Genomic DNA, 20467 nt, shown 5'->3' with positions numbered 1-20467 from the left:
GGCCGGGGTCTGAGACGGTGGAATCCCCATTTCCCAGAATTCACATGACAGCTTCACAGGAGGGGCGCATGGGGGGCCCGACAGACAAACAGGGCGAAGACAGACGAAAGATGGCCAGAGGTGTCGGCGAAGACGGGCCCCATCCGGTGGACCGCCATGTGGGCAGACGGGTATGCGAAAAGCGTATCAGCCTTGGATACAACCAGAGCGATCTCGGGCGCGCGCTGGGCCTGACCTTTCAGCAGGTCCAGAAGTATGAGAAGGGCGCCAACCGCATCTCGGCTTCCAAGCTTTGGGACATCGCCCGCTTCTTCAAGGTCGACGTGGCCTACTTCTTTCAAGGCCTGGCCGAAGCGCAGTCCGGCGTGGCGGAGGGTAACGGCCCGGTCTTCGACCATGACTATCCTTCCACCCGATACACGATCGAGATGGCCCGCCTGGCCCCGCAACTGTCCAGCCGTCAGCAGAAGCTGGCTCTGGACCTGATGCGCGAGATGACCGGCAAGGCCGATCCCGAAGGCTGAATCGCGATGCTTGCTCCGCCTCGGTGAATCCTGCGCCTGATCTCCATCGTCCTGGCGTCGAGCCAGCAAAACCTGCCCCACGACGGCGATGTTCACAGCCGTATCAATTGGTCGACTGTCGCTGACCGAAGGCGGGGGCCGCGGCCTTCTGCTCGGCCCAATAGGCGGGGCCGTCGTCGGGCTTGAACATCGTGCGCGGCGTGCCGCCGTCGGCCACCACGGCGAAGGTGTTGGTCGAGGCCTGGTACAGCAGGGTGTCGCCGTTGGGCCGCCTGATGGTTTCCACGCCGGGCGGCGGGGTTTGGGTGAAGGCCACCACCTTGTCGAGAAAATCCTCGGCCGACGTGGCCCCGAAATCGTCGCCGTTCCGCGCGTACAGCCGCTGAATCTTGGCATCGACCGTCTCGCGGCGGTTCGCGGTCAGGACCGGCTTTTCGCCAACGGTGGCCTCGATCGTCGAGACCCCGATCGGCCCCGCGCCCTCCGCCGCCGTGAACGTCGCCTGGGCCCCGTCGCCCGCGCGCGCGCGCGTCTCGACCGCCGAAGCCCCGTCGCCGCATCCGGCCAGTCCCATCAGCGCCACGCCGGCCAGTCCGGTCAGCCCCGTCGCCGTCCTCATCAAGAGCCTCATCCCACCCTCCCGGTCCATCTCGACGACCGATGTTATGCATACGGCGTTTGTTCTTGCAATGTTCTTTTTTCGCGGCTCGACGTGCCGCGGGCGCGTCGCTAGAGGAAGCCCATGTCCCCCGCCGCTCTGACCCATCGCAAAATCCTGTTGATCGTGGGCGGTGGCATCGCCGCCTATAAGGCGCTGGAACTGGTTCGCCTGCTCAAGAAAGCGGGGGCCGAGGTGCGGGCCGTCCTGACCGAGAGCGGGGCGGCCTTCGTCACGCCCCTGTCACTGGCGGCCCTGACCGGCCATTCGGTGCGGATGGGTCTGTTCCTCCCGGACGACGAGACCACCATGGGCCATATCGAACTGTCGCGCTGGGCCGATCTGGTGGTCGTGGCCCCGGCGACGGCGGGCCTGATCGCCAAGGCGGCCAACGGTCTGGCCGACGACCTGGCCTCCACCACCCTGCTGGCGACCGACAAGCGGGTGCTGCTGGCCCCGGCCATGAACGTGCGCATGTGGCTGCATCCGGCGGTGCAGGCCAATGTGGCGCGGCTGAAGGGGTTTTCCGGCTTTCACGGCATGGCGGTGGTCGGCCCCGACGACGGCGAGATGGCCTGTGGCGAGTTCGGCCCCGGGCGGATGGCCGAACCGGCGGCCATAGTGGACGCCATCGGGACCCTGCTGGCCGAGCCCGGCGACCGACCCCTGTCCGGACGGCGGGCGGTGGTCACGGCCGGGCCGACCTTCGAGCCGATCGATCCGGTGCGCGGCCTGACCAACCGGTCGAGCGGCAAACAGGGCTATGCCATCGCCCGGGCCCTGGCCGAACGAGGGGCCGAGGTCATCCTGGTGTCGGGCCCGACTGGCCTGGCCACCCCCGAGGGCGTGACGCGGATCGACGTCGAGACCGCCCTGGAGATGCAGGCCGCGACCCTGGCCGCCCTGCCGGCCGAGATCGCGGTGCTGAGCGCCGCCGTGGCCGACTGGCGCGTCGACACGGTGGCGGGCGGCAAGATCAAGAAGGCCCCCGGGGGACCGCCGACGCTCAGCCTGATCGAGAACCCCGACATCCTGGCCGGCCTGGCCAAGCCCGGCCCGCTGCGCCCCCGGCTGGTGATCGGCTTCGCCGCCGAGACGACGGAGCTGGAGGCCAATGCCCGGGCCAAGCTGTCGCGCAAGGGCTGCGACTGGATCGTCGGCAACGACGTCTCGGCCGACGTGTTCGGGGCCGACGGCAATACGGTCCTCTTGGTGACCCGCGACGGGGCGGAGGCCTGGCCGCGTCTGAGCAAGACCGAGGTCGCCACCCGCCTGGCCGACCGGATCGCCGACCATTTCGCCTCCGAAGCCTGAGAGATCCCTGTGAGCACCTTGCGTCTTCTGCGCCTGCCCCATGCCGAGGGTCTGGCCCTGCCCGCCTATGAGACGGCCGGCTCGGCCGGTCTGGACCTGCGGGCCGCCGTGGCCGAGGACGCGCCGCTGACCCTGGAGCCGGGGGCGCGGGCCCTGGTCCCGACCGGGCTGCAGATCGCGCTCGACCCGGGCTGGGAGGCGCAGGTTCGGCCGCGCTCGGGACTGGCGCTGAAGCACGGCGTCACCTGCCTCAACACCCCCGGCACCATCGACAGCGACTATCGCGGCGAGGTCGGGGTGATCCTGGTCAATCTGGGGCAGGCGCCGTTCGTGATCCGGCGCGGCGAGCGCATCGCCCAGATGGTCGTGGCGGCCGTGGCCCAGGCCACGGTCGTCGAGGTCCAGACCCTGGACGAGACGGCGCGCGGCGCGGGCGGATTCGGCTCGACCGGCCGATAGAGCCGCATCCAATCCGGCATACCGGCGTTAACCCTGTCGACGGCCAAGCTGGGCCGTGGAAACATGCCGGAGTCACGACGATGGATGATTTGCTCGCCCAGCTGGGCAATCTGCTGCAGGGGCTGCTCGCCCTGGCCGACAGCGGTTTCGACGGCGTCAATCAGGTCATGGGGCTGATCATCGCTGCGATCTTCGCCTTTTTCCTGATGGCGGGCTGGCGCGGCCTTTGGAGCGCGGCCTTTGGAGCCATGGTGGTTCACACCCTGGTGGTGGCGGTGCTGCCGATGCTGAACGGCGGGGCCTTCGCCCTGCCGGATCTGACCGACCTGGGTTTCTGGATCAGCCGGCTGGCGCTGTTCCTGGGCTATGCCATCGTCATCGCCGTGTTCTTCTTCGTGCGCACGCTCCTGACCGGCGGTTTCGGCCGACGTCGGGCGCACGTGCACTAGGCGGACGGCCAAGGGGCGAGTCGACGGCTCGCCCCTTTCCCTTTGCGCGGGAGGGGTCTATACGGCCATCCACATCGTTAGGCCGGCGTCCAACGGCGTCGTTCAAAGCGGCGGCCGCGGAGGCCGACCGCTTTTCTTTTTGCCCGAAACAGAACCCGAACCCCGTTGCGCGCCAAGACCGTCGAAGACCGTGAGATTCTCGAACTGATCGATCCCGTCGCGGAGTCGATCGGTCTCGACATCGTGCGCGTGCGCCTGATGGGCGGGACGCTGCGGCGGCGGTTGCAGGTCATGGCCGAGCGCCCGGCCGACAACGACATCGACGTCGGCGAATGCGCGCGGCTGAGCCGGGCCATGTCCGAGGTGCTGGACGCCGCCGACCCGATCGCCGGCGAATACCTGCTCGAGGTGTCGTCGCCCGGCATCGACCGGCCCCTGACCCGGCTGAAGGATTTCGACCTGTTCGAGGGGCTGGAGGCGCGGCTGGAGTCCGACCGGATGATCGAGGGGCGCAAGCGCTTCAAGGGCATCCTGGCCGGCACCGAGGGCGACAACATCGCCATCGACCTGGACGGCGAGGACGACACCGCCCTGATCCCGTTCGACTGGCTGGTGGACGCCAAGCTGGTCATGAACGACGCCCTGTTGAAGCGCGGGGCCGCGATCCGCGCCGCACGGGGCGAACCCGAAGACGACGGCCTGCCTGAGGGCACGCCTGAAGACCAAAACAACGCCAAGACTTCTGAGGACGACGCCTGATGGCCGTGACCGGTATTTCCGCCAATCGCCTGGAACTTCTGCAGATCGCCAATGCGGTCGCCCAGGAGAAGAACATCGACCGCGAGATCGTGATCGAGGCGCTGGAAGAGGCGATCCAGAAGGGGGCCAAGTCGCGTTACGGCGCGCACCACGACATCCGCGCCAAGATCGATCCCAAGACCGGCGAACTGGCCCTGACCCGCCACGTCACCATCGTCGAGGACGACTGGATGCCGGAAGACGAGCTGGAGGAGTTCAACGACTCCGCCATGGTCCGGCTGACCGACGCCTCCAAGCGCGACGCCGAGGCCGTGGTCGGCAAGGAATACGTCGAGGATCTGCCGCCGTTCGAGTTCGGCCGGGTCCAGACCCAGATGGCCCGTCAGGTCATCACCGGAAAGGTCCGCGAGGCCGAGCGCGCCAATCAGTACGAGGAGTTCAAGGACCGCGTCGGCGAGATCGTCAACGGCACCGTCAAGCGGGTCGAATACGGCAACACCATCGTCGACCTGGGCCGGGGCGAGGGCATCATGCGCCGCGACCAGTCCATCCCGCGCGAGGTGTTCAACATCGGCGACCGGATCCGCACCTACATCTATGACGTCCGGCCCGAGGCCAAGGGCCCGCAGATCATGCTGTCGCGGGCCCACCCCGGCTTCATGGCCAAGCTGTTCGCCCAGGAAGTGCCCGAGGTCTATGACGGCGTGATCGAGATCCGCGCCGCCGCCCGCGACGCCGGCTCGCGCGCCAAGATGGCCGTCCTGTCCAACGATTCCTCCATCGATCCCGTCGGCGCCTGCGTCGGCATGCGCGGCTCGCGGGTCCAGGCCGTCGTGGCCGAGCTGCAGGGCGAGAAGATCGACATCATCCAGTGGAACCCGGACGAGCCGACTTTCATCGTCAACGCCCTGGCGCCCGCCGAGGTCTCCAAGGTCGTGCTGGACGAAGAGGCCGACCGGGTCGAGGTGGTCGTGCCCGACGAACAGCTGTCGCTGGCCATCGGCCGTCGCGGCCAGAACGTGCGCCTGGCCTCCCAGCTGACCGGCTGGCAGATCGACATCATCACCGAGAGCCAGGACTCGGAGCGCCGCCAGCGCGAGTTCAGCGAACGCACCAGCCTGTTCCAGGAGGCCCTGGACGTCGACGAGGTCATCGCCCAGCTGCTGGTCACCGAAGGCTTCGCCACGATCGAGGACCTGGCCTTCGTCGACAACTATGAAGTGGCCGAGATCGAGGGCTTCGACGAGGACACGGCCGAGGAGCTCCAGGCCCGCGCCCGCGACTATCTGGAGCGCCAGTCGGCCATCCTGGACGCCAAGCGCGTCGAGCTGGGGGTCGAGGATGGCGTCCTGGCCGTGCCCGGCGTCACCCTGCCCATCGCGGTCGCCCTCGGCGAAGGCGGCGTGAAGACGGTCGAGGATCTGGCCGACCTGGCCACCGACGAGATCCGCGGCGGTTTCGAGGTCAAGAACGGCGAGCGGACCAAGCTGCCGGGCGTGCTGGAAAGCTTCAACCTGGCCCAGGAGGACGCCGAGATGCTGATCCTGCAGGCCCGGGTCGCGGCCGGCTGGATCGACGCCTCGGAACTGCCGCAGCCGCCGGAGCCCGAGTACGAGGAAGAGGGCGAGCCCGTCGACGGCGAGTTCGATCCCGAGGCGGCGTTCGACGAGGGCGTCGAGCCGGAAGCCGCTCCTGAAGCCAGCGACGACGCCGAGGTCTCCGACCTCGAGCCGACCCGCGACGCGTGATGCGGTGCCCTGTCCATGAGCCTGCGCGACGCGACGATCGATAGAGAGCGCCGGGACCTGGTGACCCACCAGGCCATGGATGAATCTCGACTGATCCGTTTCGTCGCCGGGCCGGACGGGGCCGTCGCCCCCGACCTGGGGCGCAAGCTGCCGGGGCGGGGCATGTGGGTGGAGGCCTCGCGCGCCTCCATCGACGCCGCCGTGAAGAAGAATCTGTTCTCGCGCTCGGCCAAGGCGCAGCTGCGCCCGCCGTCCGACCTGGCCGATATGGTGGAATCCCTGCTGATCCGGCGCTGTCTGGACCAGCTGGGGCTTGCCCGGCGCGAAGGCGTGCTTATCTCCGGCTTCGAAAAATCGGCCGCGACGATCCGTTCGGGCAAGGCGGCCTGGCTGATCGAGGCGAGCGACGGCGCATCGGACGGGCGTGGAAAACTGCTCGCCCTCGCCCGACATCAGACGACCAAGGTCTGTGGCATTTTCAGTGTGGATGATTTGAGTTTGGCCCTTGGGCTGGAAAATGCGATACACACCGTCCTGCTGCATGGCGGCAGAGCCGATCGCTGGACCCTGGAGGTCGAACGACTGGCGGGGTTTCGATCGCTTCGGCCCGGTGCCTGGGACCTGGATCATCCGGGTTCCGCGCGCGGGAGCGGGTCGGACGCAGACCCGAGGGACGAGCCTGAACGGGCGGATTGACGGGCGGGGTCAGGCCTCTTTCGAGAGGCGGACGCCGCACGGCTTTTTGCGTTTTCAAGCGTTGAGCGACGAGATTTTGAACGACCGGCGGACTTCTCCGCCCACGAGTAAAGCGACCGGATGAGCGACGAGAACGACAAGACCAACGACGGCCAGACTCCGCAGGCCCCCACCGGCACCCCGTCGACGACGGGCCCGCGGGCTCCGATGAGCCTGAAGCCGCGCGCCGTGGGATCGGTTTCAACCGGCACCGTGCGCCAGAGCTTCAGCCATGGCCGCACCAAGACGGTGGTGGTCGAGACCAAGCGTCGCCCCGGGGCCCCGGTCCCCGGCCATCAGCGCCCGGCCGGCTTCGACGTCGCCCGCCCGCGTCAGGATGGACCGCGCCCCGACGCTCCGGCCGCGTCCCAGGCTCCGCGCCCGCCGATGCAGCAGCCCGCCGGGGGTCGCCTGTCCAACGAGGAACAGGAGGCCCGCCGTCGCGCCATCGAACTGGCGACCAAGGCTCAGGCCGACCGCGCCGCCGCCGCCGCCGCCGAACAGGCGCGTCGTGACGCCGCCGCGCGCGAACAGGCCGCCGCCACCGCCGCCGCCGCCAATGCGGCCCAGGCCGAGGCCGCCGCCGCCCGCGCTGCCGCCGAGGCCGCCCGCGCCGAGGCCTCCAAGCTGAGCGCCGTCGCGCCGCTGCCGCCCGGAAAACCGGCGGCCCGCGCGCCCCTGCCACCCAAGCCGGTCGCGGCCGCTCCGGCCCCCGCCCCGGTGGCACCGCCGGCGCCGGCACCCGTCGCCCCCGCGCCGGTCGCGCCCGTCGCGACCGCGCCCGCCGCGCCGGCGGCTCCCCCTCGCCCGGCGCCGCCGGCCCGTCCGGTGGTGAATTTCGGCCAGCGCGTGCCGAAGGCTCCGAACCCGGCCCGCGCGCCGATCGACCGTCCGGCCTTCGGAGCCCGATCGGCCCGTGAAGAGGCCATGGGCGGTGGCGAGAAATCCTATTCCGACCGGCCCGCCTCCGCGCGTCCGGGCGGCGTGGCCCCGCGTCCGGCCGAGCCGGTCCGCTATTCGGCCCTGACCCCGCGTCCGGCCCCGGGGGCGGCCCGTCCCGGCGGGGCCCGCACCGGTCCCGGCGGCCGCCCCGCCCCGAACGCGCCCCCGGTCGCGGCCGAGGTCTCGCGGCCCAGCCGCGCGCCCGGCGGCGGCGGCTTCGCCCGCCCGGTCAAGCCCGAGGACGATCGCGACAAGCGTTTCAGTGATGCCGGCAAGGCCGTCAGCCGCACGCGCGGCGAGCCCAAGCGCCGCGAAGGCCGTCTGACCATCCAGTCCGTGGCCGGTGACGGCGACACGGCCGAGCGGATGCGCTCGCTGGCGTCGGTCCGCCGCGCCCGCGAACGCGAGAAGGAAAAGCGCAAGGGTGGCTCCACCGATGCGCCGAACCGTCCGCGCGAGGTCGTGATCCCCGACGTCATCACCGTGCAGGAGCTGTCCAACCGGATGGCCGTGCGCGGCGTCGACATCATCAAGTTCCTGATGAAGCAGGGCCTGATGATGAAGATCAACGACGTCATCGACACCGACACCGCCGAGCTGGTGGCCGACGAGTTCGGCATGACCGTGCGGCGCGTCTCGGAGTCCGACGTCGAGGCCGGCTTCCTGTCCGACGAGATCGACGACGAGGCGGTCACGCCCCGCGCGCCGGTCGTGGCCATCATGGGCCACGTCGACCACGGCAAGACCTCGCTGCTGGACGCCCTGCGCACCACCGACGTCGCCTCGGGCGAGGCCGGCGGCATCACCCAGCACATCGGCGCCTATCAGGTCCGGACCCCCGGCGGCGACGCCGTGACCTTCCTTGACACGCCCGGCCACGCGGCCTTCAGCGCCATGCGGACGCGCGGCGCCAACGTCACCGACATCGTCATCCTGGTGGTGGCGGCCGACGACGGGGTCATGCCGCAGACGATCGAGAGCATCCAGCACGCCAAGGCGGCCGGGGCCCCGATCATCGTGGCGGTCAACAAGATCGACAAGCCGGACGCCGATCCGCAGAAGGTCGTCAACGAACTGCTGCAGTACGAGATCATCGGCGAGGCCCTGGGTGGCGACACCCAGATCGTCGAGGTCTCGGCCAAGGCCAAGACCAATCTGGACGGGCTGATCGAGGCCATCCTGCTGCAGGCCGAGGTCATGGACCTGAAGGCCGACCCGGAACGTTCGGCCGAAGGCGTGGTCATCGAGGCCAAGCTGGACAAGGGTCGCGGCCCGGTCGCCACCGTCCTGGTCAAGCGCGGCACCCTGCGTCGCGGCGACATCGTCGTGGCCGGCTCCGCCTGGGGCAAGGTCCGCGCCCTGCTGAACGAGCGCAACGAACAGCTGACCGAGGCCGGTCCGTCCGTCCCGGTCGAGATCCTGGGTCTGGACGAGGCCCCGTCGCCCGGCGAACCGCTGGCCGTCGTGGAATCCGAGGCCCGCGCCCGCGAGCTGACCGAATACCGCGCCCGCACCAAGCGCGAGAAGGCCACCGGCGGCATCAACCAGGTCAGCCTGGTCGACATGATGGCCAAGCTGGGATCCAAGAAGATCTCGGAACTGCCGGTCCTCATCAAGTCGGACGTCCAGGGCTCGGGCGAGGCCATCCAGGGCTCGCTGGAGAAGATGGGCAACGACGAGGTCCGCGCCCGGGTCGTCTATTCCGGCGCCGGCGGGATCACCGAGAGCGATGTTCAGCTGGCCAAGTCGGCCGGGGCTCCCATCCTGGGCTTCAACGTCCGTGCCTCGAAACAGGCGCGCGACCTGGCCGAGCGCGAGGGCGTCGAGATCCGTTATTACGCGATCATCTACGACCTGCTGGACGACATGAAGGGCGTGCTCTCGGGCATGCTGGCGCCGCTTCAGCGCGAAACCTTCCTGGGCAATGCGGCGGTGCTGCAGGTGTTCGACATCTCCAAGACCGGCAAGATCGCCGGTTGCCGGGTGTCCGAGGGCGTCGTCCGCAAGGGGGCCAAGGTCCGGATCATCCGCGACGACATCGTCGTGCTGGAACTGGGCACCCTGGCCACGCTCAAGCGCTTCAAGGACGAGGTCAACGAGGTCCCGTCGGGCCAGGAGTGCGGCATGCATTTCCAGGGCTTCCAGGACATCAAGGTCGGCGACTACATCGAGTGCTTCACCGTCGAAGAGATCCAGCGGACGCTCTAAGAAGGGCGCTACCGCTCGCCGCGCGGCGGCTCTCTGCTTGAGCGCGGTGGCGGTGCCCTCTCCCTCCCCCTGCGGGGGAGGGTCGTCGATGCGCTTGCATCGACGGGGTGGGAACGGCCGGTGACGCGGACACGGACCGGTGTGGTTGCGCCTTGCCGCCCCCACCCGGTCTCCGCTTCGCTTCGACCACCCTCCCCCTGCGGGGGAGGGAGAGGCTCACCTTCGCCCCCGCCTCCCTTCCGCCGCAAGTCGCGGTATGGTTCAGCCATGCGCCTTCGCCTGACTCCCCTCCTGCTCCTCGGCCTGATCGCCTCCCCGGCGGCGGCCGACACGCGCTATCTGTCGTTCAACCCGTCCGACCGGGTGACCACCGCCCTGACGCGCGGGGTGACGCTGGAGGTCGAGCGCGGGCTGTTCGGCGGGGTCAATGTGCGCCGGATCATCTCGACCAGCGCGCGCGGCACGGCCGCCATCCGCCGGGGCGGGCCGGAAGGGGCCCGGGGCGTCCTGCCCGACGGCGCGACCCAGTCCACGGTCTATTCCATCGACACCGAGGGCGACGGGCGCGGCCTCGCCCGGGCCCTGTGCCCGGGGGCCGAGGAGACCTTCCTGGTCATCGGCCGGGTCCAGGCGGGACGGCCCATGGCGATGCAGGCGACCGGCCGCTGGCTGGACGGCCAGTTCCGCCACTGCGTGACCCTGTCCTACGACTACCGCGGCGAGTGGAGCCTGCCGCCGCGCCTGACGCCCCCCGCCCCCTGATGCGGGTCTGGCCCGCGCTCCTGCTCGCCGGGGCCCTGGGCTGGATCGCGGCCCTGTGGACCTGGACCCTGGCTGGAGATCCGGCGTCGCTCGCGGGCGGACCGGAGGGCATTCCCGTCCATGTGCTGAACAACGGCTTTCACACCGACCTGGCCGTCCCGCGCGCCGCGCTGGAGGCCCGGGGCGGGCCGCTCGCCGAGGCCTCGCGCGCGATCGGATCGGGCGACTGGGTGTTGATCGGCTGGGGCGACGCCAAATTCTTCACCGACACCACCCCGATGGAAAGCCGGATCCCCGACGGGATCCGCGCCTTCCTGTGGCCGGGCAATGCCTCCGTGATCATGCTGGACCCCGAAGCGGGCGATCCGTCCCGGCGCTTTCCGCCCGGGGCGCGCCGGACCCTGCGTCTGACGCCGGCGGGGTTCAAGGGACTGGCCGGGCGGGTCGAGGCGTCGCTGGCCCTGGACGACGGCCGACCGCGTCGGACCCTGGCGCGGGCCGGCGACGGCGCGCATTTCTTCGCCAGCCAGGAGCCGTTCTGGATCGGCTACCTGTGCAACAACTGGACGGCCCGGGTGCTGAACGCCGCCGGCCTGTCCGTCCGGCCTCAACGGACCGAAACGGCGGGCGAGGTCATGGCGGCGATAGACCGGGCCGCTCGCCGTCCGCCTCCTCGATGATCTGACGCAGATATTCGACATGGCCGCGAAAGGCCCGCCCCCCGCTGGTCGTCAGCGAGACGCGGGTGCGGGGCCGTTTGCCGACGAAGTCTTTCGCGATCGCGACATAGCCCGCCTTCTCGAGCGCCGTCAGATGGCTGCCCAGATTGCCGTCGGTCGCGCCGGTCACGGTCTTCAGCCGACCGAACTCGAGCGGTTCGACTGTCCGATCGGCCCAAAGGGCGGCCATGATCTTCAGGCGCAGTGGCTGGTGGATCAGTTCGTCGAGCATGCCGCCGCTCACGCCCGCCAGATCCAGAAGCCGCCCAACCCCAGGCCGATGCCGCCGACAGCCGCCATCCACAAGGCGTAGTGCGCCGGGAACAGGAAGAAGCCGGCCACGGTCGCCGCGATGAGCGCGGCCCCGACCCAGATGAACCGCGTCATCCGCACCAGGCCCAGGACGATGTAGGCCAGCCCCGCCAGCAGCGCGGGCAGGGCCATGTAGAGACCCGCCGGCAGCGGGCCGGCCATGGCGTAGACGGCGGTGAGCACGGTCGTGATGGCGACGGCGGCGACGATCCCCTTCCACAGGGTGCCGATCCCGGCCGATTGCCCCGCCCCGGACCGGCCCCGCTGCACCAGCCACAGGGTGACAGCGAAACCGACCAGGTCCAGCGGCAGCCAAACCCAGGCCCAGCGATAGTCGGGCGAGAGCGCCATGGCCCCGTATCCCAGCATCCAGATCACACCCCACAGCATGGCGATCGGCCCGGCCGCGCCATAGGCTCGCAGGGTCTGGCTGCGCCCCGTCGTCTGGTCGATGGCCGACAGGGCCGCCGACGCCTCTTCCCTCGATATCACCATCTGCCGTCTCCCTGGATGAAACTCTGTGCTGCAGAGTGAAGCGTGGACTGCACGCTCTGTCAAGCAGAGTCCTCTGATCTTGCGAAACTGGACATGGCGGCTCCACGGGCCTAGACCCCGCCCCTCGCTTTTCGGACCCGCGTCATCAGGTCCGCTTTCCCGACCGGGTCCGATCCCCGGCGCGCAAGGATCGCCTGCCATGAGCAACAAGAAACCCAAGTCCACCGCCGGTCTGGTCAGCCAGCGCCAGCTGCGCGCCTCCGAAATGATCCGCCACGCCCTGGTCGAGGTGATGCGCGAGAACGAGATCCGCGATCCGGCCCTGGTCGGCGTCTCCGTCACGGTCACCGAGGTGCGGCTGTCCCCCGACCTGAAACACGCCACCTGTTTCGTCGAACCGCTGGGGGCCGGCATCGAGACCTCCGACACCGCCGGCCACATCGATGAGATCGTCAAGGCGCTGAACGCCCATGCCAAATTCTTGCGCGGGGCTCTGGGGCGGCATATCGACATGCGGTTTACGCCGGACCTGCGCTTCCGCCACGACGAGAGCTTCGCCGCCGCCGAGCGCCTGAACCGCCTGCTGGACGACCCGCGCGTGCGGGCGGACTCCTTCGTGCCGCCCGTTGAGGATGACGAAGACGGCGCACCGGACCCTACTGGCTCGGCCGCCTGATGGGCCGCAGGAAACGGGGCCTCGTCGTCAATGGCTGGGTCTGTCTGGACAAGCCGTTCGAGCTGGGCTCGACCGACGCCGTGTCCAAGGTCCGCCGGCTGTTCGACGCCCAGAAGGCCGGCCACGCCGGGACGCTGGACCCGCTGGCCAGCGGCATTCTGCCAATCGCCCTGGGCGAGGCGACCAAGACCGTGCCCTTCATGATGGAGGCGGAGAAGGTCTATCGCTTCACCATCAACTGGGGGATCTCGACCGACAGTCTGGACCGGGAGGGCGAGATCGTCGGCCGGTCCGACGTGCGGCCCCCGGTCGAGGCGGTGCGCGCCGCCCTGCCGGCCTTCGTCGGCGAGATCGACCAGACCCCGCCCCGGTTCAGCGCCATCAAGGTCGACGGCCAGCGCGCCTATGACCTGGCCCGCGAGGGGGCCGACTTCGATCTGGAGAGCCGCCGCGTCACCATCCATTCGGCCGAGGTCACGGACGCGCCCGACGCCGACCACGTCGAGCTGACCATCCGCACCGGCAAGGGCGTCTATGTCCGCTCCCTGGCCCGCGACCTGGCGACGATGCTCGGGGCCGAGGGGCATGTCTCGGCCCTGCGCCGCGAGCGGGTCGGGCCGTTTTCGGTCGAGAACGCCGTCACGCTGGATTTCCTGACCGATCTGGTGCATAGGGACGCCGCCTTGGAAGGCCTATTGCCCGTTGCGACCGCCCTGGACGACATCCCGGAGTTGGCCATTACGGACCAGGATGCCTTCTCGCTTCGTCAGGGACGACCGATCGTTCTGCTCCCCCGACAGGTCGAGACGCTCAAGAGCCGCCTTCGGGACGGCTCGCGCACCGTTTCCGCCTTTCAGGGTCAGACCCTCGTCGCTCTCGGTCAGTTGCGGGCCGGCCGGCTAGAACCCGACCGCGTATTCAATCTCCAATAAGGAGTACACCCGATGTCGATTACGCCCGAGCGTAAGAACGAAGTCATCGCCGAGAACGCCCGCACCGCGGGCGACACCGGTTCGGCCGAGGTCCAGGTCGCGATTCTTTCGGAACGCATCGCCAACCTCACCGAGCACTTCAAGACCCACAAGAAGGACAACCACTCGCGCCGCGGCCTGCTCAAGATGGTCTCGCAGCGTCGTCGCCTTCTGGACCACCTGACCAAGGTCGATAAGGAGCGTTACACCGCCCTGATCACCAAGCTGAACCTGCGCCGCTAAGCGCAGACACGCGGACAGTTTCGAGGCGCGGGCCATGTCCGCGCCTCTTTCCGCATCTTAAAGACCGGTGTGCCGCCGGACGTACGGCACATGACGCGAGGGCTCGATAACGGTCCTCAGACACTCCCGGACCGATCGCCATGGGGCGGCGGTCCATGGATCGAAGGACTGAACGCCCGACGCATCCGACCCACTGATGGGACCCCGCCGGGAATACGCCCGCCGGGACACGAAAGACGAAACATGTTCGATATCAAACGCAAGACGATCGACTGGGCCGGACGCCCGCTGACCCTGGAAACGGGCCGCATCGCCCGCCAGGCCGACGGCGCCGTCCTGGCCACCTATGGCGAGACCGTCGTCCTCGCCACCGTCGTTTACGGCCGCGCGCCCAAGCCGGGCCTGGATTTCTTCCCGCTGACCGTCAACTATCAGGAAAAGACCTTCGCCGCCGGCAAGATCCCGGGTGGCTATTTCAAGCGTGAAGGCCGTCCGACCGAGAAGGAGACCCTGGTCTCCCGCCTGATCGACCGTCCGATCCGCCCCCTGTTCGTCAAGGGCTTCAAGAACGAGACCCAGGTCGTCATCACCGTGCTGCAGCACGACCTGGAGAACGACCCCGACATCGTCGGCATGGTCGCCACCTCCGCCGCCCTGACCCTGTCGGGCGTGCCCTTCATGGGCCCGATCGGCGCCGCGCGCGTCGGCTATATCGACGGCGAGTTCGTGCTGAACCCGACCCTGGACCAGCTGCCGTCGTCGGAGCTGGACCTGGTCGTCGCGGGCACCAAGGACGCCCTGATGATGGTCGAGTCCGAAGCCAAAGAACTGTCCGAGCAGATCATGCTGGACGCCCTGATGTTCGCGCACCGCGGCATGCAGCCGGTGATCGACGCCATCATCGAAATGGCCGAGCACGCCGCCAAGGATCCGTTCGACTTCACCGCCGAGGACCACTCGGGCGTCGTCACCCAGATCCAGTCGCTGGTCGGCGAAGACATCAAGGCCGCCTATACCCACCCCGGCAAGCATGCCCGTCATGAAGCCGTCGGCGCCGCCAAGAAGAAGGCCTCGGCCGCCCTGGTGAAGACCGACGAGAACCCGGACGGCGTCGACAGCGCCAAGTTCGGCGTCGCCTGGAAGGAATGCGAAGCCCACGTCCTGCGTCGCGACATCATCGACAACGCCCACCGCGTCGACGGTCGCGCGCTCGACAAGGTCCGCGACATCGTCTCGGAAGTCGGCCTGTTCCCGCGCACCCACGGTTCGGCCCTGTTCACCCGCGGTGAAACCCAGGCCATCGTGGTCGCCACCCTGGGCACCGGCGAGGACGAGCAGTACGTCGACGCCCTGTCGGGGACCTACAAGGAGAAATTCCTCCTGCACTACAACTTCCCTCCCTATTCGGTCGGCGAGACCGGTCGGATGGGCGGCGCGGGCCGTCGGGAAATCGGTCACGGCAAGCTGGCCTGGCGGGCGATCCGTCCGATGCTGCCGACCGCCGAGGAGTTCCCCTATACGATCCGCATCGTCTCGGAGATCACCGAGTCCAACGGCTCGTCCTCCATGGCCTCGGTCTGCGGGGCCTCGCTGGCGCTGATGGACGCGGGCGTGCCCCTGAAGAAGCCCGTCTCGGGCATCGCCATGGGCCTGATCCTGGAGCCGTCGGGCGAGTTCGCCATCCTGTCCGACATCCTGGGTGACGAAGATCACCTGGGCGACATGGACTTCAAGGTCGCCGGCACGCGTGACGGCATCACCTCGCTGCAGATGGACATCAAGGTCGCCGGCATCACCGAAGAGATCATGAAGCAGGCGATCGCCCAGGCCTCGGCCGGCCGTCTTCACATCCTCGACGAGATGGACAAGGCCATCGACGGCGCCCGCACCGAGCTCGGTGAGTACGCGCCGAAGATCGAATCCATCAAGGTTCCGGTCGACAAGATCCGCGACATCATCGGCACCGGCGGCAAGATCATCCGCGAGATCGTCGAGAAGACCGGCGCCAAGATCAACATCGAGGACGACGGCACGGTGAAGATCGCGGCCTCGGATCAAGAGAAGATCGACGCCGCCAAGAACTGGATCTCCTCGATCGTGTCCGAGCCCGAGCCCGGCATGATCTACTCCGGCAAGGTCGTGAAGGTCGTCGACTTCGGCGCCTTCGTGAACTTCTTCGGCGCAAAGGACGGCCTGGTCCACGTGTCCCAGATCGGTCTGGAACGCGTCGCCAACCCGGCCGACGTCCTGTCGGAAGGCCAGGAGGTCAAGGTCAAGTTCCTGGGCTTCGACGATCGCGGCAAGACCAAGCTGTCGATGAAGGTCGTCGACCAGGCCACCGGTGAGGATCTGACCGACAAGATCAATGCCGAACGCGCCGAACGCGGCGAGGCCCCTCTGACCGAAGACACCGGCGGTGGCGGCAAGAAGCGTGAAGGCGGCGGAGACCGTGGCGGCGATCGCGGTCGCGGCCGCAGCCGTCGCGACTAAGCTTCGGCCTCAAGGCTGAAACGAACGAGGCCCCGCTGGCGACAGCGGGGCCTTTTTTTATCTTCTCCCTCCCCATGAAGGGGAGGGAGATTGTCATCCTAGGCCGCGCACTCCGCCGGCTTCGTCTCGTCCGGGCCGTATTGGCCGCAGGCGCGGTCGATCTCGCCCTGGATCAGGGCGCAGGGGTTGGCGGCGTTGCAGGGCGGGCGGGTCGCGGGGCTGACGGCGATGCAGCGCTGGACCAGCCGGGCCGAGGCGGTCTCGCCCAGGCTGTCGCGGCAGGGCGTGTCGGCCGCGGCCGTGTCCAGGCCCCCGGACGGGACGGCCTCTTCCTGCGGAGGCGCGTCGACGGGCATCTCGGCCGTCGACGGAACGGGGGTCACCGCTGCGTCTTCGCTGGGTGCCGCCGCCGGGGCCTGGGCGGGCTGCTGGCAGGCGGAGAGCGCCAGGGCGGCCGTCAGGGCCAAGAGGGCGGGCAGGCGGGGCATGGGCGTCTCCGATCGACAGACCCGGACGATGCTCTGTTTTGTCCCCGCCTGCAAAGCCCTGGCCTCAGCGCGGGACGGCGGCGTCCACGGCGGCGCGCTGCAGGGCGAACAGGTCGGCGCAGCCCATCTCCGCCAGTTGGAACAGCCGGTCGAACTCGGGGCGGGAGAAGCCGCGCTTCTCGCCGGTGGCCTGGATCTCGACGATGGTGCCGGCGCCCGTCAGGACGAAATTGCCGTCGGCCTCGGCGTTGGAGTCCTCCTCGTAGTCGAGGTCCAGAACGGGCGAGTCGGCGAAGATGCCGCAGGAGACGGCGGCGACCTGGTCCAGGATGGGGTCGGTCTTCATCACCCCCTCGGCGCGCAGGTAATTCAGAGCGGTGGCCATGGCGACCCAGGCCCCGGTGATGGAGGCGGTGCGGGTGCCGCCGTCGGCCTGGATCACGTCGCAGTCGATCAGGACCTGACGCTCGCCCAGGGCCTTCAGGTCAACGACGGCGCGCAGGGACCGGCCGATCAGCCGCTGGATCTCCTGGGTGCGGCCCGTCTGTTTGCCGGCGGCGGCCTCGCGCCGGCCGCGGGTGTGGGTGGCGCGGGGCAGCATGCCGTATTCGGCCGTGACCCAGCCGGCCCCCTTGCCGCGCATCCAGCCCGGCACGCTCTCCTCGACCGAGGCCGTGACCAGCACCTTGGTATGGCCGAACGAGACCAGGCAGGACCCCTCGGCATAGCGGTTGACGCCGGTCTCCAGCGTCACGGCGCGAAGCTGTTCGGGGGTGCGGTCGGAGGGGCGCATGGGGGATTTCCTGGAAGCGTGCGAATGCGTTGGCGTATCGGGCCGGGCTGCTTATCCTGAAAGGGTGAGCCTGTATGCCCCCCACCCGTCGCCCTTCGCCGACCAGACCGGCCCCGTCGGCGGTCTGACGGCGCTGGACGCCCGCGCCCGCGACATCTTTCGCACCGTGGTCGAAACCTATCTCCAGACCGGCGAGCCGGTCGGGTCGCGCACCGTGTCCCGGGGCGGCGTCCAGCTATCGCCGGCCTCGATCCGCAACACCATGCAGGACCTGACCCTGGCCGGGCTGCTGGCGGCCCCGCACACCTCGGCCGGGCGCATCCCGACCCATGCCGGCCTGCGGCTGTTCGTCGACGGCCTGCTGGAGATCGGCGACATCGGGGCCGAGGAACGCCGCGAGATCGACGGGCGGCTGGCCGGGCGCGGCAAGGGATTCGAGGAAGCGTTGGGCGAGGCGACGTCGCTGCTCTCGGGCCTCGCCGGCGGCGCGGGGATCGTGGCGACCCCGATCCGCGACGCGGGCGTCAAGCATGTGGAGTTCGTGGCCCTGGGCACGGATCAGGCCCTGGCGGTCCTGGTCGGAGACGACGGCTCGGTCGAGAACCGGATCATGACCCTGGCGGCGGGGGTCACGCCCTCGACGCTGCAGGAGGCCTCCAACTTCCTCAACGCCCGGCTGAAGGGCCGGCCCCTCGCTGAGGCGCGCAGCGAGATGGGGGCCGAGCTGACCGCCGCCCGCCAGGAGCTGAACGCGGCGGCCGCGCGGCTGGTCGAGGACGGGCTGGCGGCCTGGTCGGGCGGGCCCGACCGGGAGCGGTCGCTGATCGTGCGGGGCCGGGCGAATCTGTTGCAGGACGCGGGCGCGGCCGAGGACCTGGAACGGGTCCGGGTCCTGTTCGACGACCTGGAGCAGAAGGAACAGCTGATCGGCCTGCTGGACGGGGTCAATGCGGCGCAGGGCGTGCGCATCTTCATCGGGGCGGAAACGCGGTTGTTTTCGCTTTCGGGTTCCGCTGTCGTCGCGGCGCCCTATATGACGGGCCGCCAGCGGGTTCTGGGCGCCATCGGCGTGATCGGACCCGCTCGACTGAACTATGCCCGGATCATCCCGTTGGTGGACTACACCGCCCGGGTGCTGGGCCGCATCCTGGACGGACAAGACACGTGACCGATACGACCAATACAGGCTCTGAGAAAATGGGCGACCTCGAATCCCAGCTGGACGAGGCCCTGGCCAATGCCGAGGCTGGGCTGGATGCGGATCCCGACAATCTGGCCCCGCTGGACGCCGTGATCGCCGAGCGCGACCAGTGGAAGGACCGCGCGCTGCGGGCGGCGGCCGAGGCCGACAACGTCAAGCGTCGCACCGAGACCCAGATGAACGACGCCCGGGCCTTCGCCATCCAGCGCTTCGCCAAGGACCTGCTGGGCGTGGCCGACAATCTGGAGCGCGCCCTGATGGCGGCGCCCAAGGATGCGGACTCGGCGGCGGCGGGCCTGATCAACGGGCTGGAGCTGACGCAGAAGTCGCTGCTTCAGGCGTTCGAGACCAATGGACTGAAGCGGCTGGCCCCGGCCCTCGGCGATCCCTTCGATCCGCACCTGCACCAGGCCATGATGGAACAGCCCTCGACCGAGGCTCCGGGCGGCACCGTGGTGCAGACCATGCAGGCGGGATACGAGCTGTTCGGCCGCACCGTGCGCCCGGCCATGGTCGTCGTGGCCGCCAAGGGCTCGGGTCCGCAGGGCGCGAACCCCTATGGGACCGTCCCGGGCGGCAACGGCGGGACCTTCGACGGCCAGGCCTAGGCTTTCAGCCTGGCCTCGAACAGGGCCAGCAGGCGCGACCAGCTGTCGGCGGCGTCGGCGGGGTTGTAGCTGGGGCGATAATCGGCGTGGAATCCGTGCTGGGCGTCGTCATAGACCTTGATCCCGCTGTCGGTGGCCCCCGCTGACACCAGGGCCGTCCGCATGGCCTCGACGCTGGCCAGGGGGATGCCCTGGTCCTGCCCGCCGTAGTTGCCGATGACGACGGCCTTCAGGTCGTCGGCCAGATCGACCGGCCAGGGGCGGCCGCCCTCGGTCTGCTCGGCCGTGGCCGTGGCGGCGGGGGCCAGGCGACCGTACCAGGCCACGCCCGCGTCGATGGCGGCGAACCGGGCGGCCGCCTGCCACACCACCTTGCCGCCCCAGCAGAAGCCGGTGATGCCGACCCGTTCGGCCTGGGCCCACAGCTGGCCCGAGGCCCAGCTCAGGGTGGCGTCGATGTCGCCCATGACCTGATCGTATTTGGCTTCCGCGACGATGGCCTGGATACGTCCCATGTCGGACAGGGGGGCCGGATCCTCGACGCGGACGAAGAAGGCCGGAGCGATGGCGGCATAGCCCTGTTTGGCCAGACGGCGGCAGACGTCCTGGATATAGGCGTGCAGGCCGAAGATCTCGGACACCACGATCACCAGGGGAAAGGGGCCCTCCCCCTCGGGCCGGGCGACATAGGCGGGCAGGTCGAAGCCGTCCGGGGCGGGGTAGGTCACCATCGCGACCGCGAGCCCTTCGGCGTCGGTGACGATCGGCTGGGCCGACTGCGACAGGGCGGCCGGGGCATAGCCGGTGAAGACGGCGGCCCCCAGGGTCAGGGCCCCCAGGCCGCGACGCGACAGGTTCAGGTCTTCGGCGGTCAGGCCTTCGGGCCGGGTCAGGATGGTCATGGTGGGCTCCT

22 protein-coding genes are annotated in these 20467 nt (G+C 69.4%); 16 read left to right on the top strand and 6 right to left on the bottom strand.

All coding sequences use genetic code 11. The features are described from left to right. The first annotated feature begins 110 nt into the window (after positions 1-110). Positions 111-524 carry a helix-turn-helix domain-containing protein gene (locus BZG35_RS01305; RefSeq protein ID WP_077353996.1) on the top strand — a complete coding sequence of 138 codons (414 nt, stop codon included), beginning with the start codon at positions 111-113 and terminating at the stop codon, positions 522-524. Between the two features lie 103 nt (positions 525-627). Here the strand turns inward: BZG35_RS01305 and BZG35_RS01300 are convergent, their stop codons facing one another. Beyond that, on the bottom strand, positions 628-1143 hold the full coding sequence (locus tag BZG35_RS01300; RefSeq protein WP_150125881.1) for an S-type pyocin family protein: 516 nt from the start codon (positions 1141-1143) through the stop codon (positions 628-630). A gap of 123 nt (positions 1144-1266) precedes the next feature. Here BZG35_RS01300 and coaBC point away from each other — a divergent pair, with 123 nt between their 5' ends. From coaBC to BZG35_RS01255, 9 genes are all read left to right on the top strand, one after another. Continuing rightward, the gene (gene coaBC, locus BZG35_RS01295; RefSeq protein ID WP_077353994.1) at positions 1267-2496 is read left to right on the top strand and encodes a bifunctional phosphopantothenoylcysteine decarboxylase/phosphopantothenate--cysteine ligase CoaBC; all 1230 of its coding nucleotides are present in this window, start codon (positions 1267-1269) and stop codon (positions 2494-2496) included. 9 nt (positions 2497-2505) lie between these two features. Continuing rightward, positions 2506-2955 (top strand): dUTP diphosphatase, encoded by a 450-nt coding sequence (gene dut / locus BZG35_RS01290; protein ID WP_077353993.1) that lies wholly within the window; start codon positions 2506-2508, stop codon positions 2953-2955. 80 nt (positions 2956-3035) lie between these two features. Next, positions 3036-3404 carry a hypothetical protein gene (locus BZG35_RS01285; protein WP_077353992.1) on the top strand — a complete coding sequence of 123 codons (369 nt, stop codon included), beginning with the start codon at positions 3036-3038 and terminating at the stop codon, positions 3402-3404. A 165-nt stretch (positions 3405-3569) separates the two neighbouring features. Then, positions 3570-4163: a ribosome maturation factor RimP gene (rimP, locus tag BZG35_RS01280; RefSeq protein WP_077353991.1), complete on the top strand. Its 594-nt coding sequence runs from the start codon at positions 3570-3572 to the stop codon at positions 4161-4163. Continuing rightward, entirely contained in the window at positions 4163-5911 is a 1749-nt protein-coding gene (gene nusA / locus BZG35_RS01275) for a transcription termination factor NusA (RefSeq protein WP_077353990.1), read from the top strand. Before rimP ends, nusA begins: the two co-directional genes overlap by 1 nt. A gap of 15 nt (positions 5912-5926) precedes the next feature. Next, entirely contained in the window at positions 5927-6607 is a 681-nt protein-coding gene (locus BZG35_RS01270) for an RNA-binding protein (RefSeq protein ID WP_077353989.1), read from the top strand. A gap of 120 nt (positions 6608-6727) precedes the next feature. Continuing rightward, positions 6728-9796, top strand: coding sequence for a translation initiation factor IF-2 (gene infB, locus BZG35_RS01265; RefSeq protein WP_077353988.1), 3069 nt, complete (start codon positions 6728-6730; stop codon positions 9794-9796). Positions 9797-10063: 267 nt separating this feature from the next. Further along, entirely contained in the window at positions 10064-10558 is a 495-nt protein-coding gene (locus BZG35_RS01260; protein WP_077353987.1) for a hypothetical protein, read from the top strand. Beyond that, complete coding sequence (locus tag BZG35_RS01255) at positions 10558-11238, top strand: DUF2459 domain-containing protein (protein ID WP_077357707.1); 681 nt, start codon at positions 10558-10560, stop codon at positions 11236-11238. Before BZG35_RS01260 ends, BZG35_RS01255 begins: the two co-directional genes overlap by 1 nt. Here the strand turns inward: BZG35_RS01255 and BZG35_RS01250 are convergent. Continuing rightward, a complete protein-coding gene (locus BZG35_RS01250) occupies positions 11192-11509 on the bottom strand; it encodes a transcriptional regulator (RefSeq protein WP_077353986.1) in 318 nt (105 codons plus the stop codon). The two genes, BZG35_RS01255 and BZG35_RS01250, sit on opposite strands and share 47 nt — an antisense overlap. Positions 11510-11517: 8 nt before the next feature. Further along, positions 11518-12084, bottom strand: a complete 567-nt coding sequence (locus BZG35_RS01245; RefSeq protein ID WP_077353985.1) for a hypothetical protein — start codon at positions 12082-12084, stop codon at positions 11518-11520. 199 nt (positions 12085-12283) lie between these two features. Here BZG35_RS01245 and rbfA point away from each other — a divergent pair, with 199 nt between their 5' ends. The 4 genes from rbfA to pnp all read left to right on the top strand — a co-directional run bounded on the left by rbfA (position 12284) and on the right by pnp (position 16464). Beyond that, a complete protein-coding gene (rbfA, locus tag BZG35_RS01240; RefSeq protein ID WP_077353984.1) occupies positions 12284-12760 on the top strand; it encodes a 30S ribosome-binding factor RbfA in 477 nt (158 codons plus the stop codon). After that, positions 12760-13692, top strand: a complete 933-nt coding sequence (gene truB, locus BZG35_RS01235; protein WP_077353983.1) for a tRNA pseudouridine(55) synthase TruB — start codon at positions 12760-12762, stop codon at positions 13690-13692. Before rbfA ends, truB begins: the two co-directional genes overlap by 1 nt. 12 nt (positions 13693-13704) lie before the next feature. Continuing rightward, entirely contained in the window at positions 13705-13974 is a 270-nt protein-coding gene (gene rpsO, locus BZG35_RS01230; protein ID WP_077353982.1) for a 30S ribosomal protein S15, read from the top strand. A 243-nt stretch (positions 13975-14217) separates the two neighbouring features. Continuing rightward, a complete protein-coding gene (pnp, locus tag BZG35_RS01225; RefSeq protein ID WP_077353981.1) occupies positions 14218-16464 on the top strand; it encodes a polyribonucleotide nucleotidyltransferase in 2247 nt (748 codons plus the stop codon). A 98-nt stretch (positions 16465-16562) separates the two neighbouring features. Here pnp and BZG35_RS01220 read toward each other — a convergent pair whose 3' ends face one another. Then, on the bottom strand, positions 16563-16952 hold the full coding sequence (locus BZG35_RS01220; protein WP_077353980.1) for a hypothetical protein: 390 nt from the start codon (positions 16950-16952) through the stop codon (positions 16563-16565). A 64-nt stretch (positions 16953-17016) separates the two neighbouring features. After that, a complete protein-coding gene (gene rph, locus BZG35_RS01215; RefSeq protein WP_077353979.1) occupies positions 17017-17745 on the bottom strand; it encodes a ribonuclease PH in 729 nt (242 codons plus the stop codon). A 70-nt stretch (positions 17746-17815) separates the two neighbouring features. Here rph and hrcA point away from each other — a divergent pair, with 70 nt between their 5' ends. Both hrcA and grpE read left to right on the top strand, forming a co-directional pair. Beyond that, positions 17816-18913 carry a heat-inducible transcriptional repressor HrcA gene (gene hrcA / locus BZG35_RS01210; protein ID WP_371454828.1) on the top strand — a complete coding sequence of 366 codons (1098 nt, stop codon included), beginning with the start codon at positions 17816-17818 and terminating at the stop codon, positions 18911-18913. A gap of 29 nt (positions 18914-18942) precedes the next feature. Next, complete coding sequence (gene grpE / locus BZG35_RS01205; RefSeq protein WP_077353977.1) at positions 18943-19554, top strand: nucleotide exchange factor GrpE; 612 nt, start codon at positions 18943-18945, stop codon at positions 19552-19554. Here the strand turns inward: grpE and BZG35_RS01200 are convergent. Further along, entirely contained in the window at positions 19551-20456 is a 906-nt protein-coding gene (locus BZG35_RS01200) for a dienelactone hydrolase family protein (RefSeq protein WP_077353976.1), read from the bottom strand. The two genes, grpE and BZG35_RS01200, sit on opposite strands and share 4 nt — an antisense overlap. Positions 20457-20467: the final 11 nt, after the last annotated feature.

Source organism: Brevundimonas sp. LM2, assembly GCF_002002865.1.
Taxonomy (GTDB): domain Bacteria; phylum Pseudomonadota; class Alphaproteobacteria; order Caulobacterales; family Caulobacteraceae; genus Brevundimonas.
The sequence above is the reverse complement of the archived record's forward strand: the minus strand, read 5'-3'. Positions and strand labels throughout refer to the sequence as shown.

Coding starts and splice junctions, on each gene's coding strand:
- BZG35_RS01305 (WP_077353996.1), top strand. CDS start 111: ATGGCCAGAGGTGTCGGCGAAGACGGGCCCCATCCGGTGGACCGCCAT.
- BZG35_RS01300 (WP_150125881.1), bottom strand. CDS start 1,143: ATGAGGACGGCGACGGGGCTGACCGGACTGGCCGGCGTGGCGCTGATG.
- coaBC (WP_077353994.1), top strand. CDS start 1,267: ATGTCCCCCGCCGCTCTGACCCATCGCAAAATCCTGTTGATCGTGGGC.
- BZG35_RS01285 (WP_077353992.1), top strand. CDS start 3,036: ATGGATGATTTGCTCGCCCAGCTGGGCAATCTGCTGCAGGGGCTGCTC.
- nusA (WP_077353990.1), top strand. CDS start 4,163: ATGGCCGTGACCGGTATTTCCGCCAATCGCCTGGAACTTCTGCAGATC.
- BZG35_RS01270 (WP_077353989.1), top strand. CDS start 5,927: ATGAGCCTGCGCGACGCGACGATCGATAGAGAGCGCCGGGACCTGGTG.
- infB (WP_077353988.1), top strand. CDS start 6,728: ATGAGCGACGAGAACGACAAGACCAACGACGGCCAGACTCCGCAGGCC.
- BZG35_RS01260 (WP_077353987.1), top strand. CDS start 10,064: ATGCGCCTTCGCCTGACTCCCCTCCTGCTCCTCGGCCTGATCGCCTCC.
- BZG35_RS01255 (WP_077357707.1), top strand. CDS start 10,558: ATGCGGGTCTGGCCCGCGCTCCTGCTCGCCGGGGCCCTGGGCTGGATC.
- BZG35_RS01250 (WP_077353986.1), bottom strand. CDS start 11,509: ATGCTCGACGAACTGATCCACCAGCCACTGCGCCTGAAGATCATGGCC.
- BZG35_RS01245 (WP_077353985.1), bottom strand. CDS start 12,084: ATGGTGATATCGAGGGAAGAGGCGTCGGCGGCCCTGTCGGCCATCGAC.
- rbfA (WP_077353984.1), top strand. CDS start 12,284: ATGAGCAACAAGAAACCCAAGTCCACCGCCGGTCTGGTCAGCCAGCGC.
- truB (WP_077353983.1), top strand. CDS start 12,760: ATGGGCCGCAGGAAACGGGGCCTCGTCGTCAATGGCTGGGTCTGTCTG.
- rpsO (WP_077353982.1), top strand. CDS start 13,705: ATGTCGATTACGCCCGAGCGTAAGAACGAAGTCATCGCCGAGAACGCC.
- pnp (WP_077353981.1), top strand. CDS start 14,218: ATGTTCGATATCAAACGCAAGACGATCGACTGGGCCGGACGCCCGCTG.
- BZG35_RS01220 (WP_077353980.1), bottom strand. CDS start 16,952: ATGCCCCGCCTGCCCGCCCTCTTGGCCCTGACGGCCGCCCTGGCGCTC.
- rph (WP_077353979.1), bottom strand. CDS start 17,745: ATGCGCCCCTCCGACCGCACCCCCGAACAGCTTCGCGCCGTGACGCTG.
- grpE (WP_077353977.1), top strand. CDS start 18,943: ATGGGCGACCTCGAATCCCAGCTGGACGAGGCCCTGGCCAATGCCGAG.
- BZG35_RS01200 (WP_077353976.1), bottom strand. CDS start 20,456: ATGACCATCCTGACCCGGCCCGAAGGCCTGACCGCCGAAGACCTGAAC.